Source organism: Streptomyces aurantiaciflavus, from assembly GCF_049808595.1.
Lineage (GTDB): Bacteria > Actinomycetota > Actinomycetes > Streptomycetales > Streptomycetaceae > Streptomyces.
Window position 1 is genome coordinate 55,262 of record NZ_JBNCAQ010000034.1, and the last position, 12,216, is coordinate 67,477.

16 protein-coding genes are annotated in these 12,216 nt (G+C 71.2%); 13 read left to right on the forward strand and 3 right to left on the reverse strand.

Annotation, left to right across the window (positions count from 1 at the left end):
* Nucleotides 1-51 precede the first annotated feature (51 nt).
* On the reverse strand, nt 52-831 hold the full coding sequence (locus ACPT94_RS32635) for a winged helix-turn-helix transcriptional regulator (protein ID WP_360344427.1): 780 nt from the start codon (nt 829-831) through the stop codon (nt 52-54).
* Nucleotides 832-1,002: 171 nt separating this feature from the next.
* Here ACPT94_RS32635 and ACPT94_RS32640 point away from each other — a divergent pair, with 171 nt between their 5' ends.
* The 8 genes from ACPT94_RS32640 (at nt 1,003) to ACPT94_RS32675 (ending at nt 6,601) form a co-directional block, all read left to right on the forward strand.
* The gene (locus ACPT94_RS32640) at nt 1,003-1,842 is read left to right on the forward strand and encodes an alpha/beta hydrolase (protein WP_425247460.1); all 840 of its coding nucleotides are present in this window, start codon (nt 1,003-1,005) and stop codon (nt 1,840-1,842) included.
* 63 nt (nt 1,843-1,905) lie between these two features.
* Complete coding sequence (locus tag ACPT94_RS32645) at nt 1,906-2,160, forward strand: MoaD/ThiS family protein (RefSeq protein ID WP_360344433.1); 255 nt, start codon at nt 1,906-1,908, stop codon at nt 2,158-2,160.
* Between the two features lie 2 nt (nt 2,161-2,162).
* Nucleotides 2,163-3,533, forward strand: a complete 1,371-nt coding sequence (locus tag ACPT94_RS32650) for a hypothetical protein (RefSeq protein WP_425247461.1) — start codon at nt 2,163-2,165, stop codon at nt 3,531-3,533.
* A 203-nt stretch (nt 3,534-3,736) separates the two neighbouring features.
* Nucleotides 3,737-4,471, forward strand: coding sequence for an LmeA family phospholipid-binding protein (locus ACPT94_RS32655; RefSeq protein WP_360344439.1), 735 nt, complete (start codon nt 3,737-3,739; stop codon nt 4,469-4,471).
* A gap of 197 nt (nt 4,472-4,668) precedes the next feature.
* The gene (locus ACPT94_RS32660) at nt 4,669-4,776 is read left to right on the forward strand and encodes a putative leader peptide (RefSeq protein ID WP_360344442.1); all 108 of its coding nucleotides are present in this window, start codon (nt 4,669-4,671) and stop codon (nt 4,774-4,776) included.
* Between the two features lie 136 nt (nt 4,777-4,912).
* Entirely contained in the window at nt 4,913-5,758 is an 846-nt protein-coding gene (locus ACPT94_RS32665) for a sulfurtransferase (protein ID WP_360344445.1), read from the forward strand.
* Between the two features lie 43 nt (nt 5,759-5,801).
* A complete protein-coding gene (locus ACPT94_RS32670) occupies nt 5,802-6,089 on the forward strand; it encodes a DUF1416 domain-containing protein (RefSeq protein ID WP_028421436.1) in 288 nt (95 codons plus the stop codon).
* Nucleotides 6,090-6,337: 248 nt separating this feature from the next.
* Entirely contained in the window at nt 6,338-6,601 is a 264-nt protein-coding gene (locus ACPT94_RS32675; protein ID WP_425247462.1) for a DUF3099 domain-containing protein, read from the forward strand.
* Between the two features lie 53 nt (nt 6,602-6,654).
* Here ACPT94_RS32675 and ACPT94_RS32680 read toward each other — a convergent pair whose 3' ends face one another.
* Nucleotides 6,655-7,017: a DsrE family protein gene (locus ACPT94_RS32680; RefSeq protein WP_360344451.1), complete on the reverse strand. Its 363-nt coding sequence runs from the start codon at nt 7,015-7,017 to the stop codon at nt 6,655-6,657.
* Between the two features lie 247 nt (nt 7,018-7,264).
* Between ACPT94_RS32680 and ACPT94_RS32685 the strand changes: the two genes are divergently transcribed.
* From ACPT94_RS32685 to ygfZ, 3 genes are read left to right on the forward strand one after another with little or no spacing between them, the layout of a single operon-like run.
* Nucleotides 7,265-7,840, forward strand: coding sequence for a heme-binding beta-barrel domain-containing protein (locus ACPT94_RS32685; RefSeq protein ID WP_425247463.1), 576 nt, complete (start codon nt 7,265-7,267; stop codon nt 7,838-7,840).
* A gap of 15 nt (nt 7,841-7,855) precedes the next feature.
* A complete protein-coding gene (locus ACPT94_RS32690) occupies nt 7,856-8,308 on the forward strand; it encodes a Fur family transcriptional regulator (RefSeq protein ID WP_360344457.1) in 453 nt (150 codons plus the stop codon).
* 10 nt (nt 8,309-8,318) lie between these two features.
* On the forward strand, nt 8,319-9,320 hold the full coding sequence (ygfZ, locus tag ACPT94_RS32695) for a CAF17-like 4Fe-4S cluster assembly/insertion protein YgfZ (protein WP_360344460.1): 1,002 nt from the start codon (nt 8,319-8,321) through the stop codon (nt 9,318-9,320).
* Nucleotides 9,321-9,441: 121 nt separating this feature from the next.
* Here ygfZ and dtd read toward each other — a convergent pair whose 3' ends face one another.
* Entirely contained in the window at nt 9,442-9,867 is a 426-nt protein-coding gene (gene dtd / locus ACPT94_RS32700) for a D-aminoacyl-tRNA deacylase (protein WP_360344463.1), read from the reverse strand.
* Nucleotides 9,868-10,026: 159 nt separating this feature from the next.
* On the opposite strand from dtd, the gene ACPT94_RS32705 reads away from it, so the two are divergent.
* A complete protein-coding gene (locus ACPT94_RS32705; protein ID WP_360344466.1) occupies nt 10,027-10,629 on the forward strand; it encodes an RsiG family protein in 603 nt (200 codons plus the stop codon).
* A 74-nt stretch (nt 10,630-10,703) separates the two neighbouring features.
* Nucleotides 10,704-11,963, forward strand: coding sequence for a GNAT family N-acetyltransferase (locus ACPT94_RS32710; RefSeq protein WP_425247464.1), 1,260 nt, complete (start codon nt 10,704-10,706; stop codon nt 11,961-11,963).
* Nucleotides 11,964-12,216 lie beyond the last annotated feature (253 nt).

Genomic DNA, 12,216 nt, shown 5'->3' on the forward strand with positions numbered 1-12,216 from the left:
CGCGTGGGAGGACGACCTCCCTGAGCAGGAGCGGAGGGGTACTGGCCGGTATCAGGCCTCCGCCGTGACCTCTTCGGCGCTCACGGAGGCCGCGTTGTCCGCTTCATCCGCCTTTGCCTGGTCCGCCTTGCCCTTGGTCTCCTCGCCGGCACGGTCGATCTTCTCGGGCGTAACGAATCGATAACCCACGTTCCGGACGGTTCCGATCAGCGCCTCGTGCTCGGGCCCGAGCTTGGCGCGCAGGCGTCGTACGTGCACGTCGACGGTCCGGGTGCCACCGAAGTAGTCGTAGCCCCAGACCTCCTGCAGCAGCTGCGCGCGCGTGAAGACACGGCCCGGGTGCTGGGCGAGGTACTTCAGAAGCTCGAACTCCTTGAAGGTGAGGTCGAGGACGCGCCCCTTGAGCTTCGCGGAGTAGGTGGCCTCGTCGACGGACAGGTCGCCGTTGCGGATCTCCATGGGCGAGTCGTCGTTGACGATCTGCTGCCGGCCCATGGCCAGCCGCAGCCGCGCCTCGACCTCCGCCGGACCGGCGGTGTCGAGGAGCACGTCGTCGATGCCCCAGTCGGCGGTGACGGCCGCGAGGCCGCCCTCGGTGACGACGAGGACGAGCGGACAGCCGGGCCCGGTCGAACGCAGCAGCTGGCACAGGCTGCGCACCTGCGGCAGGTCGCGGCGGCCGTCGACGAGGATGACATCGGCACCCGGGGTGTCGACGAGGGCGGGCCCCTCCGCCGGAGCCACGCGCACGTTGTGCAGCAGCAGGCCGAGGGCGGGAAGCACCTCCGTCGACGGCTGGAGGGCGTTGGTCAGGAGCAGCAGAGAACTCATACGTCTGGTTCCTCCTCGGTCCCTGCGAGGACGTTTGTTGGCACAGCACTGCTCTGCGATCCCGGGGCCCCGTACACCTGCGGTTTCCCGCCTCGTATACAACGCTTCCGAAAGCACAAAAGGACCCGGGGGCTACGCTGCCCGAGTCCTCTGCCCAGCAGAATAGCCGACATGAGCAATGGTCGGGCAGGTCATCCGGCGCGTTCCCTCGTTCGTCCGCACTCCGAGACGAGCAGACGCACCCCTATGCGGACGTTCCTGCACACGGCCGACGGCATCTCCATCGATTCCGTATACGACCCGGCAGCGGTCGTATACGACGCCTCCGGGCCACCTTCCCGTGACCTGGTGTTCGTCGTGGCCCATGGCTTCACCGGCGATGTGGACCGCCCGCACGTGCGCCGGGTGGCGACGGCCTTCATGAGGTACGGAGCGGTCGTCACCTTCTCCTTCCGGGGCCACGGCCGCTCCGGCGGACGCTCCACGGTCGGCGACCGCGAGGTCCTGGACCTGGCGGCAGCGGTCGAATGGGCCCGCTCGCTCGGGCACACGCGCGTGGCCACCGTCGGCTTCTCCATGGGCGGCTCGGCGGTCCTGCGGCACGCGGCCCTGCACACGGGAACGGTCGACGCCGTGGTCTCGGTCAGCGCCCCCGCCCGCTGGTACTACCGGGGCACGGCCCCCATGCGCCGTCTGCACTGGCTGGTCACCCGCCCCGAGGGCCGCCTCGTCGGCCGCTACGGCTTCCGCACCCGCATCCACCACCGCGAGTGGAGTCCCGTCCCGCTCTCCCCGACCGAAGCGGTGCCGAAAATCGCCCCGACCCCTCTCCTCATCGTCCACGGCGACCGTGACGGCTACTTCCCCGTCGACCACCCCCGGATGCTCGCCGAGGCCGCCGGTGACCACGGCGAACTCTGGCTGGAGCCCGGCATGGGCCACGCCGAGCACGCCGCCGACGACGGCCTGCTGGCCCGCATCGGGGACTGGGCGGTGGCGCGGGCGGGCTAGCCTGGCTCCTGGCGACTGCCGATGAACTGACTACTGACCACTGACTACTGACTGAGGAACGAGATGGCAAAGGTCACGGTGCGCTACTGGGCGGCCGCCAAGGCCGCGGCCGGCGTCGCCGAGGAGCCGCACGACGCGGCCACCCTCGCCGAGGCGCTCGAGTCCGCGCGCGAGCGACACCCCGGTGAACTCGCACGTGTCCTGCGGCGATGCTCCTTCCTCGTCGACGGTGACCCCGTGGGCACCCGCGCACATGAGACGGTACGGCTGGCCGACGGCGGCACGGTCGAGGTGCTCCCGCCGTTCGCAGGAGGGTGACGATGACCGACCAGCCGTATGGCCAGCAGTACGAGGGCCCCGACCCGTACGCCCAGCAGCAGCCCTGGCCCGGCCAGCAGCAGCACGGGTACGAGGACCAGCAGGCCCACCTCCAGTACACCCAGCAGTGGCAGGGCCAGACCTGGGAGACCAGCGTCCAGCCCCCGGTCCCCACCACGGACGCGGCCCAGACGGCGTACCTGCCCCCGCAGACGGGGGAGTCCCCGGTGTACGGCGGCCAGCAGCAGCCGGGAGCGGCTCCGGGGTACGGCGGCCAGCAGGCGGGCGCGGCCTCCGCGTACGGCGGCCGGCAGGCGGGGGAGTCCCCGGTGTACGGCGGCCCGCAGGGGGGCGCGGCCCCGGCGTACGGCGGCCCGCAGCCGGGCCCGGCCTCGATGTACGGCGCCCCGCAGCCGGGCGCGGCCCCGGCGCACGGCGCCGGCGCGCAGACGGGTGCCGCGGAACCGTCCTGGCAGCACCAGCCTCCGCACGGCCGGCAGCAGGCGCCGTACGCGGACCAGCGGCATCAGCAGCCGACGCCCCACACTCCCGCGCCTCAGCCCGAAGGTGACGCCGCCCCCTCCTACGGCCCCGCCACCCTCGCCGGCAACGCCCGCGTCACCGACGCCCAGCGGGCCCGCCTGGAGGGCCGCTCGCCGATCATCGAACCCGGCATGCAGCCCGCCGCGCTCACCGCGCTCCTCGGCCTGCTCCTGTCGGGCACGGCCGCTGTCGGCACCTACGCCCTGCTGGCCCCGCTCGTCGTCCTCCAGGCCGTCACGGCGGCGGGCTGGTTCCGCCTGAACGGCATGTGGCCGGCCCGCCAGGGCATCGCGCTGGCCTTCCTGGGCGCACTGGCGGCGGACGCGGCGCTGCTCGCGGCGGGCCGCGCACATGCCCCCGCCGCCATCCTCGGCACGCTCGGCGTCTGGGTCCTGCTCTGCCTGGTCCTCCAGCTCCGTTCGCACGCCGACCCGGACGAGCGGATGTACGGCCTGATGGCGACGGTCGCCTCCGCTGCCCTGGCCATCGTCGCCACCGGTCACCTCGGCGCCGACCCGGACGCGGTCACGGTCGGCGCGGCCGCGGTCGCGGCAGCCGCCCTGGCCCGTGCCCTGCCCCTCCCCACCCCGGCCTCGGTCGCCGTCTCCCTGCTCGCCGCCGCCGGCGTCGGCATCGCGGTCGGCGGCATGACCGACCTCGGCACCAAGGGCGCGCTCCTCGGCGCGGGCGCCGCGATCTGCGCCCTGATCGGCCACCGGGTGGCCAGCTACGACTACCCGTCCCGGTTCGTCCACTTCACGGCGGGGGTGGCCCTGCCGCTGGCGGCGTCGGCACCGGCGGTGTACGTCCTGGGACGAGCACTGGGCTGAGTGAACCGGCCTCGGGGGTACCTCCTCCGGGGAGCGTGAGGACGAGGCCCGTTCAGGGCCGACACGGGGTCTGGGGGCGGAGCCCCCGGCCACCCACCCGGCCCTTCACCTCTGTCACAGGTGATCGACAATCCGGCGGCGCCCCTTCCCCCCGGAGTTACCGTGGCCCCAACCGAACTGTCGGACCTCCGGGGGAACACCGCATGCGCGCGCTACGAATACTGCTGGTCGTCGTCGTGGTCCTGGGCGGCCTTTTCGTGCTCGCCGACCGCCTCGCCGTGAACTTCGCCGAGGACGAGGCCGCGTCCAAGCTGAAGACGAGCGAGAACCTCGCCGCCACCCCGGACGTGTCCATCAACGGCTTCCCCTTCCTCACCCAGGTCGTCGGCGGCGAACTGGACGACGTCGAGGTCGGCATCAAGGACTACGAGGCCGTGGGCGCCGAGGGCCAGAAGATCCGCATCGACGACCTCAAGGCGAACATGAAGGGCGTCGAGTTCTCCGGCGACTACAGCTCGGCCACCGCCGCCACCGCCACCGGCACCGCGTCCATCACGTACGCCGAGCTGCTGAAGGCGGCCAAGTCCGAGCCGACCCAGGTCGCCACGGGCGTCACCGCGAACGTCGTGGGCCTCTCCGACGGCGGCAACGGCAAGATCAAGGTCACCGTGGAGGCGACCGTCCTCGGCACCAAGCTGCCGCAGCCCCTCTCCGTTCTGAGCTCGGTCAGCGTCGAGGGCGACACCGTCCGCGTGCACGCCGACACGCTGCCCAGCTTCGGCGGGGTGCGGGCGGCCGAGAACGAGGTGCGTTCGATCACCGACTTCGAGCAGAAGATCGACGACCTGCCCGGCGGCATCCAGCTCGACAAGGTCGAGGCGGAGAAGAACGGTGTGGAGATCGCGGTGAAGGGTTCCAACGTCCGCCTGGCCGGGTAGGTCCCCTGCGGCCGGACGGCCGGTGTCCGCCTGGCGAGACGCCGCCGTCCGTAGCGTAGATGGGACGTGGACACACGCGCCCGGAAGCCGTGCGGGGACGGCCCGGGCGCGCTTTTGTTCCCACTATTCGGACGATCGCATCTCACCATGCGACACGCCGGTGACACGCCCGCCTGTCCGTCCCTACGATCGAGCCCATGCAGTGCTCTTTCAGCGTCCTCCGATCGGGGGGACAGGCGGATCTCACGAAGCGGCGGGCAGTCGACCTGTGCCGCGTCGCCGCCATGCTCTGTCGCACTGTCTGAGCGGAAGCGCCCCCGGCCTTCCGCGCCTCCCGGCGCCCTCGTCCGAGGGCATCCGTGCGCCGGCCGCCGGCGAGCCCCGGCCGCGCACCCTCTTTCTTGCACACCCCCGCCGCAACTGCCCCGGAGGAGAACGAGCATGAGCCGCAGCGACGTCCTGGTCGACGCCGACTGGCTGCAGGACCACCTGGACGACGAGAACATCGCCGTCGTCGAGGTGGACGAGGACACGTCGGCCTACGAGAAGAACCACATCAAGAACGCGATCCGGATCGACTGGACCAAGGACCTCCAGGACCCGGTCCGCCGTGACTTCATCGACCAGGAGGGCTTCGAGAAGCTCCTGTCGGCGAAGGGCATCGCCAACGACACCCTGGTGATCCTCTACGGCGGCAACAACAACTGGTTCGCGTCCTACGCCTACTGGTACTTCAAGCTGTACGGCCACGAGAACGTCAAGCTCCTCGACGGCGGCCGCAAGAAGTGGGAGCTGGACGCCCGCGAGCTGGTCGACGGCACCGAGGTGCCCGAGCGCCCGGCGACCGAGTACAAGGCCAAGCCGCAGGACACGTCGATCCGCGCCTTCCGTGACGACGTCGTCGCCGCGATCGGTGCGCAGAACCTGGTCGACGTCCGCTCGCCCGACGAGTTCTCCGGCAAGCTGCTCGCCCCGGCGCACCTGCCGCAGGAGCAGTCGCAGCGTCCGGGCCACGTCCCGACCGCCCGCAACATCCCGTGGTCGAAGAACGCCAACGACGACGGCACCTTCAAGTCGGACGAGGAGCTCAAGGAGCTCTACGCCGAGGAGCAGGTCGACCTGGCCAAGGACACCATCGCCTACTGCCGTATCGGCGAGCGCTCGGCCCTGACCTGGTTCGTCCTGCACGAGCTGCTGGGCGTGGAGAACGTCAAGAACTACGACGGCTCCTGGACCGAGTACGGCTCCCTCGTCGGCGTGCCGATCGAGCTCGGCGCCAACAAGTAATCAGACCCGACCGACCTCTCAGAACCCCTTTCAGGAGTACGACATGTGTGGAGCGAAGGCCGGCGGCCCCGACGCCTCGACGATCAAGCCCGGCGAGACCACGATCCAGGGTCAGGTGACCCGTGACGGCGAGCCGGTGACGGGCTACGTCCGTCTGCTGGACTCGACCGGCGAGTTCACCGCGGAGGTCCCGACCTCCGCCACGGGCCAGTTCCGCTTCTACGCGGCCGAGGGCACCTGGACCGTGCGAGCACTCGTCCCCGGCGCCACCGCCGACCGCACGGTCGTCGCCCAGAAGGGCGGTCTCGCGGAGGTCGCGATCGCGGTCTGAGCACCCCGCTGAACCACTGAAGGGGCCGCGGGCCCCCGGGGGCAAACCCGGGGGGGCCGCCCCGCCGCCCGGGGGCCGGGGGGGCCCGGGCCGGCCTACGCGGGGTATGTACGCACGTCGTCGGCACGCGGCCGCTCCTTGACGCGTCCCTCGCACTGCTGCGCAGGCTTCGGGAGCGCTGCGCCGGACTCCGTCCGTCGGGCTTCACCGGCGGCCCGGATTCGCGCTGACCGGCCTACGCTTGAAGCATGTACGCACGTCGTCGGCACGCGTATTTCGCCATGATGGGCACCTGTATCGCGCTGTTCGTCCTGGCCTGGGGCGTCGTACGCCTGTGGTCGGTTCCGGTGGCCGTCGGGATGTGTGTGGTCGCGATGGTCATCCCACCGCTCGCCGCGATGGTCGCCAACCGCCGGGGCCCCGACGACCGCTGGTGGGACGCCCCCTCCGGGGACCAGAAGTCCGACGAGTGGTGGGACGAGCTGGACGGCAAGAAGCGCCCGAGCCGCTAGAGATCTCGCCCGGAGATCTCGCGGACGGAGATTTCGCGGAGTTCCGGGCGGGCTCAGTAGACGAGCGCCTGCGTCTCGTCCCCCAGCGCCTCCTGGACGAACACCTGCGCGCCCGCGATCCGGACGCCCTCCAGGACGTCCTTCTCCGTGATGTCCCGTCGGGCCGCGCACTGCGTGCACAGCGTGAGCCGGCCGCCGGCCAGGATCGAGTCGATCAGGTCGGGCAGCGGGGCGGCGTGCGGCAGTTCGAACTCGGCGGCCCGGCCCGGCAACGCGAACCAGGCGGACTCGCCGGTCAGCCACACGGAGACCTCGACCCCGCTGGCCACGGCCACCGCCGCGACCGTGAACGCCTGGGAGCACCGCTCGGGAGCGTCCGCCCCCGCCGTCACCTTGATCACGAGCTTCTTCGCCATGCCCGCATCGTAGGCGTACCTCACGAGGGCGTACCTCACAGGGAGGCCCCGGCCCCGGCCGCGTAAGCTGGGGCCCGGCCTTGTTGTACGTACCGAACCACGCTCATCCCGAGGAGCACGCCGTGGAGATCTTCTTCGAAGCCCTGCTGGTCCTGGTCTGTGTCGGCGTCCTCGCCTTCACCGCCCTGACCGTGAAGAAGCTGTACCAGGGCCAGCGCTGACCGACCACCTCCAGGAACTGTCACTCATGATCGAGATCCCGTCCGACCTCCACAAGGACCTCGTCCCCCTCGCCTTCCTGCTCGGCACGTGGGCGGGCGCGGGCGTGCACGACTTCCCCGGCGCCGATAAGTGCAACTTCGGTCAGGAGGTCACCTTCACGCACGACGGCCGGGACTTCCTGGAGTACCACTCCCACACGTGGGTCCTCGACAAGGACGGCAACAAGGTCCGCCCCCTCGAGTCCGAGTCCGGCTTCTGGCGGATCGACGACGCCCGCAAGGTCGAGGTCACGATGACCCGCGACGACGGCGTCATCGAGATCTGGTACGGCGAGCTCGCCGACAAGAAGCCGCAGATCGACCTGGTCACGGACGCGGTGGCCCGAACGGCCGCCTCCCGCCCGTACTCCGGCGGCAAGCGCCTGTACGGCTACGTCAAGAGCGACCTCATGTGGGTCGGCGAGAAGCAGACCCCCGAGGTCGAGCTGCGCCCCTACATGTCCGCCCACCTGAAGAAGGTCGTCACCCCGGAGGAGGTCGAGCGCTGGGCCAAGGCCCTGCCCGACGACATGCCGGACGACGGCATCGCCTTCTTCAAGTAGTCCTAGACTTGCGGTGTGGTGAGCACCGACTGGAAGAGTGATCTGCGGCAGCGCGGCTACCGCCTGACCCCGCAGCGGCAACTCGTGCTCGAAGCCGTGGACACCCTGGAGCACGCGACCCCCGACGACATCCTCGTGGAAGTGAGGAAGACGGCGTCGGGGGTCAACATTTCCACCGTCTACCGGACCCTGGAGCTCCTGGAGGAGCTCGGGCTGGTCAGCCACGCCCATCTCGGGCACGGGGCGCCGACCTACCACCTCGCGGACCGGCACCACCACATCCATCTGGTCTGCCGCGACTGCGGCGGCGTCATCGAGGCGGACGTCGACGTGGCGGCCGAGTTCACCGAGAAGCTGCGCGAGACCTTCGGCTTCGACACCGACATGAAGCACTTCGCGATCTTCGGCCGTTGCAAGGACTGCTCGCTCAAGGTTTCGGCGGCCAAGAGTTCAACTACCGAGTCGTAGGCTTGTCCTCATGAAGAGCCCTCTGCTGACCCTGCCCGGCGCCGTGCCCGCCGAGGGCGTGGACGAAGGCGTCGCCGCCCACTACGGCGACCTGTTCCGCGAGCAGCGCGCCCTCGCCGACGGCACCGGCTTCGTCGACCTCTCGCACCGCGGAGTCGTCACCGTTTCCGGCGACGACCGGCTGAGCTGGCTGCACCTGCTGCTCACCCAGCACGTCAGCGACCTGCCCGTGGGCGAGGCCACCGAGGCGCTGATCCTCTCCGCGCACGGTCACATCGAACACGCGCTCTACCTCGTGGACGACGGCACGACGGTCTGGGCCCACGTCGAGCCCGGCACCCAGGACGCGCTGATCGCGTACCTGGAGTCGATGAAGTTCTTCTACCGCGTCGAGGTCGCCGACCGCACGGCCGACTACGCGGTGGTCCATCTGCCGGCCGGTTCGATCGCCGAGGTCCCCGAGGGCGTCGTCGTCCGCGAGACGGCGTACGGCCGGGACCTCTTTCTCCCCCGCGCCGACCTGGAGTCGTACGCCGAGAAGACCGGTCCGGCGGCCGGGATCCTGGCCTACGAGGCGCTGCGCGTGGAGCGTCACCGCCCGCGCCTCGGTTTCGAGACCGACCACCGTACGATCCCGCACGAGCTGGGCTGGATCGGCACCGCCGTGCATCTGCAGAAGGGGTGCTACCGCGGCCAGGAGACGGTCGCCCGCGTCCAGAACCTGGGCAAGCCCCCGCGCCGTCTGGTCTTCCTCCACCTCGACGGCAGCGAGGTCCACCTGCCGCCCTCCGGCACCGAACTCCACCTCGCGGGTGGGGGTACCTCCCGCTCGAGCGAAGCCGAGAGTGGGGGAGGCCCCGAGGGTCGCAAGATCGGCTTCATCACGACGTCCGTACGCCATCACGAACTGGGCCCGGTGGCCCTGGCCCTGGTGAAGCGGAACGTGCCGGTGGACGCGCCCCTGGTGGCCGACACCACGGCGGCCGCCCAGGAGGTCGTCGTAGAGCCGTAGGCACGCGGCGACCACGGCGCCGACGGCGGGTACGCACGGGTGCGGGCCTGGGCGGGTGGGGGCGGGCGGGGCCCGTCAGCACGGGGCTGTGTGCCTCACCCGCCCGGTCACACCGGGTGCCTCACATCTCCAGCAGGACCGTGAAGGGCCCGTCGTTCGTCAGGGACACCCGCATCTTCGCGCCGAAGCGGCCCGTCGCCACCGTCGCGCCGAGCGCGCGCAGCTGGGCGACCACCTCGTCGACGAGCGGCTCGGCCACCTCGCCGGGGGCGGCGGCGTTCCAGGTGGGGCGGCGGCCCTTGCGGGCGTCGCCGTAGAGCGTGAACTGGCTGATGACCAGCAGGGGCGCGTCGACGTCGCTGCACGATCTCTCGTCCGCCAGCATCCGGATCGACCACAGCTTGCGGGCGAGCTGGGCCGCCTTCTCCTTGGTGTCCTCATGGGTGACCCCGACGAGGACGCACAGTCCCTCGCCGACGATCTCGCCCACCGTCTCGCCGTCCACGACGACGCTCGCGCCGTCCACCCTCTGCACCACTGCACGCATGCGGACCATCATGCCGTGCGTCCCCGCAACCGCCGGTCGGGGAATTCTTTTTGATCCTTTGGACCGGATCTGAGCCGTTCGGGGGTGCTCGCTCACATAGTGGCCACTTGTGGTGGCACGATGCTTTCCACACGCCGGTCGAGGGGACGGTAGAAGCACATGAGCACACCGAGCACCGCGAGTATCGGGCAGCTGGGCATGACCACCCAGCGGGCGCCCGTGCAGCGCACCGACAGTCCACCCTGCGCGCTGCCGACGGAGCCGCCGGAACACGATCTGACCTTGCTGAGCCTGCCCGAGCTGCGCGCCCTGCGCCGGGACGCCCAGCGCGACGAGGCCGACCTGAGCTACGTACGACGGCTGCTCCAGGGCCGTATCGACATCCTGGGCGCCGAGCTGGCCCGCCGAGGGCCCGCCGCCGTGCCCGAGCCGGCCGAGGACTCCGTGGTGGCCCGCCTCCCGGAGATCCTCACCGACGCCCCGGCCCGCCACCGCTCCTCCGCCCGCCATGTCACCCTGGGCACCCCGCGCAACGAGGAGTACCGCCGCCTGGCCGCCGACATGCTCGCCGAGGTCGAACTCTCCGACCTCGTCGCCCGCACCGATCCCGAGCTCCACGAGGCGATGGCCCGCCTCATCCGCTACGAACAGCAGGTCTCCCGCCGCCGCCAGCGACTGCAACGCACGGCGGACGACTGCGGAGCGGAGATCACCAGGAGGTACCGGGAGGGGGAGGCGCAGGTGGACGACCTGCTGGTGTAGCGACGGAAGGGCAGGTGCGGCGGGGGCGGAAAAAATCCCCGCCGCACCCACCCCGCCCCGCCTACCGTGACCCCATGACCCGCCTACCCGACACGACTGACATTCGCCCGATCACCGACGCCGAACTGCCCGACTGGATGCGCGCCGTGCGCACCGGCTTCCTGCGTCCTCCCACCGTCACGGACGAGCAGATAGCCGACCGCCGCGCCACCCTCGCCGGCTCGCGCCCAGCGGCCGCCTTCGACGCCGGCCGGTGCGTCGCGACGTTCCGCTCCTTCCCGCAGGAGCTGACCGCCGTGGGCGGCACGCCCGTCCCCGCCGACGCCATCTCCAACGTCACCGTCTCGCCCACCCACCGCCGCCGCGGCCTCCTCACCCGCTGGATGACCGGGGACCTGGCCGACGCGAAGGAACGCGGGGATGTCGTCGCCACCCTGATCGCCGCCGAGTTCCGGATCTACGGCCGCTACGGCTTCGGCCCGGCGACCACCTGCACCGAGTGGACCGTCGACGTGACGCGCTCCGGCCTCGACCCCCGCTGGGCGGGCCCCGAGGACGGCGGCCGTATCGACCTCGTCGACGGTGACGAGGTCCGCAAGATCGGCCCTGAGCTGCACGAGCGGCTGCGCCGCGCCCAGCCCGGCGCGGTCAGCCGGCCGGGGCACTGGTGGGAGACGGAGACCGGGGTCGTGCGTTTCAGCGGCGAGCCCTGGACGGAGCCCTTCTACGCCGTGTACCGCTCGGCGGGCGGCCGGGTCGAGGGGCTGGTCTCCTACACGGCGGACGACCACTGGGGCGACAACAAGCAGCCGTTGAACACGGCGTCGGTGAACTGGCTGATCACGACCAGCCCGGCCGCGGAGCGCGCCCTGTGGCACTACCTCTGCTCGATCGACTGGGTGGCCCGGGTGAAGTCGGGCTGGCGTTCCCCCGACGACCTCCTCCCGCACCTCCTGCCCGACCCGCGCGCGGCCGCCGTCACCACCCACGCGGACTGGCTGTGGGTACGGCTCCTGGACGTCGTACGGGCCCTGGAGGCGCGCAGCTACGACGTTCCCGGCTCCCTCGTCCTGGAGGTCGCCGACCGGTCGGGCCTGGCCGGGGGCCGGTTCCTGCTGGAGGCGTCCCCCGACGGCGCCTCCTGCGTGCCGACGGCCCGCAGCGCCGACCTCGCACTGGACGTGGCCGAGCTGGCGTCGCTGTGGCTCGGCGACGAGTCGGCGGTGCGGCTGGCGGCGCTGGGGCGGCTGCGGGAAGAACGAGCGGGCGCCGCCCGGAAGGCCGACGCCCTGCTGCGTACGTCCGTGCGACCGTGGTGCCCGGACCTGTTCTGAGTGCTCCTTCCTGGTCGGCGGCGACTGCTCAACTCTTGCCTGCTGTTCAGTGCCTGCTCGGTGGCCTGTTCAGTTGTCCTTCTTGTTCACCTTGTTCAAGTGTTCATCCGTAGCTGTTCAGTTGTGGCTGTGCGCGTGACGGTGTGAAGTTGTGGCTGTGCGGTCGCTCTGAAGTTGTGGCTGTGCCTCGGTGCCGACTGCTCGGGCTCCCGGCTCCCCTCCGGAAGGGAGCCCGGTCGGCCAACCGTCTGGA

What these genes read in the sequence shown, in the direction of transcription:
- ACPT94_RS32710 (WP_425247464.1), top strand. Translation starts at nt 10,704, where the DNA reads ATGACCCGCCTACCCGACACGACTGACATTCGCCCGATCACCGACGCC.
- ygfZ (WP_360344460.1), top strand. Translation starts at nt 8,319, where the DNA reads ATGAAGAGCCCTCTGCTGACCCTGCCCGGCGCCGTGCCCGCCGAGGGC.
- ACPT94_RS32680 (WP_360344451.1), bottom strand. Translation starts at nt 7,017, where the DNA reads ATGGCGAAGAAGCTCGTGATCAAGGTGACGGCGGGGGCGGACGCTCCC.
- ACPT94_RS32670 (WP_028421436.1), top strand. Translation starts at nt 5,802, where the DNA reads ATGTGTGGAGCGAAGGCCGGCGGCCCCGACGCCTCGACGATCAAGCCC.
- dtd (WP_360344463.1), bottom strand. Translation starts at nt 9,867, where the DNA reads ATGCGTGCAGTGGTGCAGAGGGTGGACGGCGCGAGCGTCGTCGTGGAC.
- ACPT94_RS32660 (WP_360344442.1), top strand. Translation starts at nt 4,669, where the DNA reads ATGCAGTGCTCTTTCAGCGTCCTCCGATCGGGGGGACAGGCGGATCTC.
- ACPT94_RS32640 (WP_425247460.1), top strand. Translation starts at nt 1,003, where the DNA reads ATGAGCAATGGTCGGGCAGGTCATCCGGCGCGTTCCCTCGTTCGTCCG.
- ACPT94_RS32665 (WP_360344445.1), top strand. Translation starts at nt 4,913, where the DNA reads ATGAGCCGCAGCGACGTCCTGGTCGACGCCGACTGGCTGCAGGACCAC.
- ACPT94_RS32655 (WP_360344439.1), top strand. Translation starts at nt 3,737, where the DNA reads ATGCGCGCGCTACGAATACTGCTGGTCGTCGTCGTGGTCCTGGGCGGC.
- ACPT94_RS32635 (WP_360344427.1), bottom strand. Translation starts at nt 831, where the DNA reads ATGAGTTCTCTGCTGCTCCTGACCAACGCCCTCCAGCCGTCGACGGAG.
- ACPT94_RS32705 (WP_360344466.1), top strand. Translation starts at nt 10,027, where the DNA reads ATGAGCACACCGAGCACCGCGAGTATCGGGCAGCTGGGCATGACCACC.
- ACPT94_RS32645 (WP_360344433.1), top strand. Translation starts at nt 1,906, where the DNA reads ATGGCAAAGGTCACGGTGCGCTACTGGGCGGCCGCCAAGGCCGCGGCC.
- ACPT94_RS32650 (WP_425247461.1), top strand. Translation starts at nt 2,163, where the DNA reads ATGACCGACCAGCCGTATGGCCAGCAGTACGAGGGCCCCGACCCGTAC.
- ACPT94_RS32675 (WP_425247462.1), top strand. Translation starts at nt 6,338, where the DNA reads ATGTACGCACGTCGTCGGCACGCGTATTTCGCCATGATGGGCACCTGT.
- ACPT94_RS32685 (WP_425247463.1), top strand. Translation starts at nt 7,265, where the DNA reads ATGATCGAGATCCCGTCCGACCTCCACAAGGACCTCGTCCCCCTCGCC.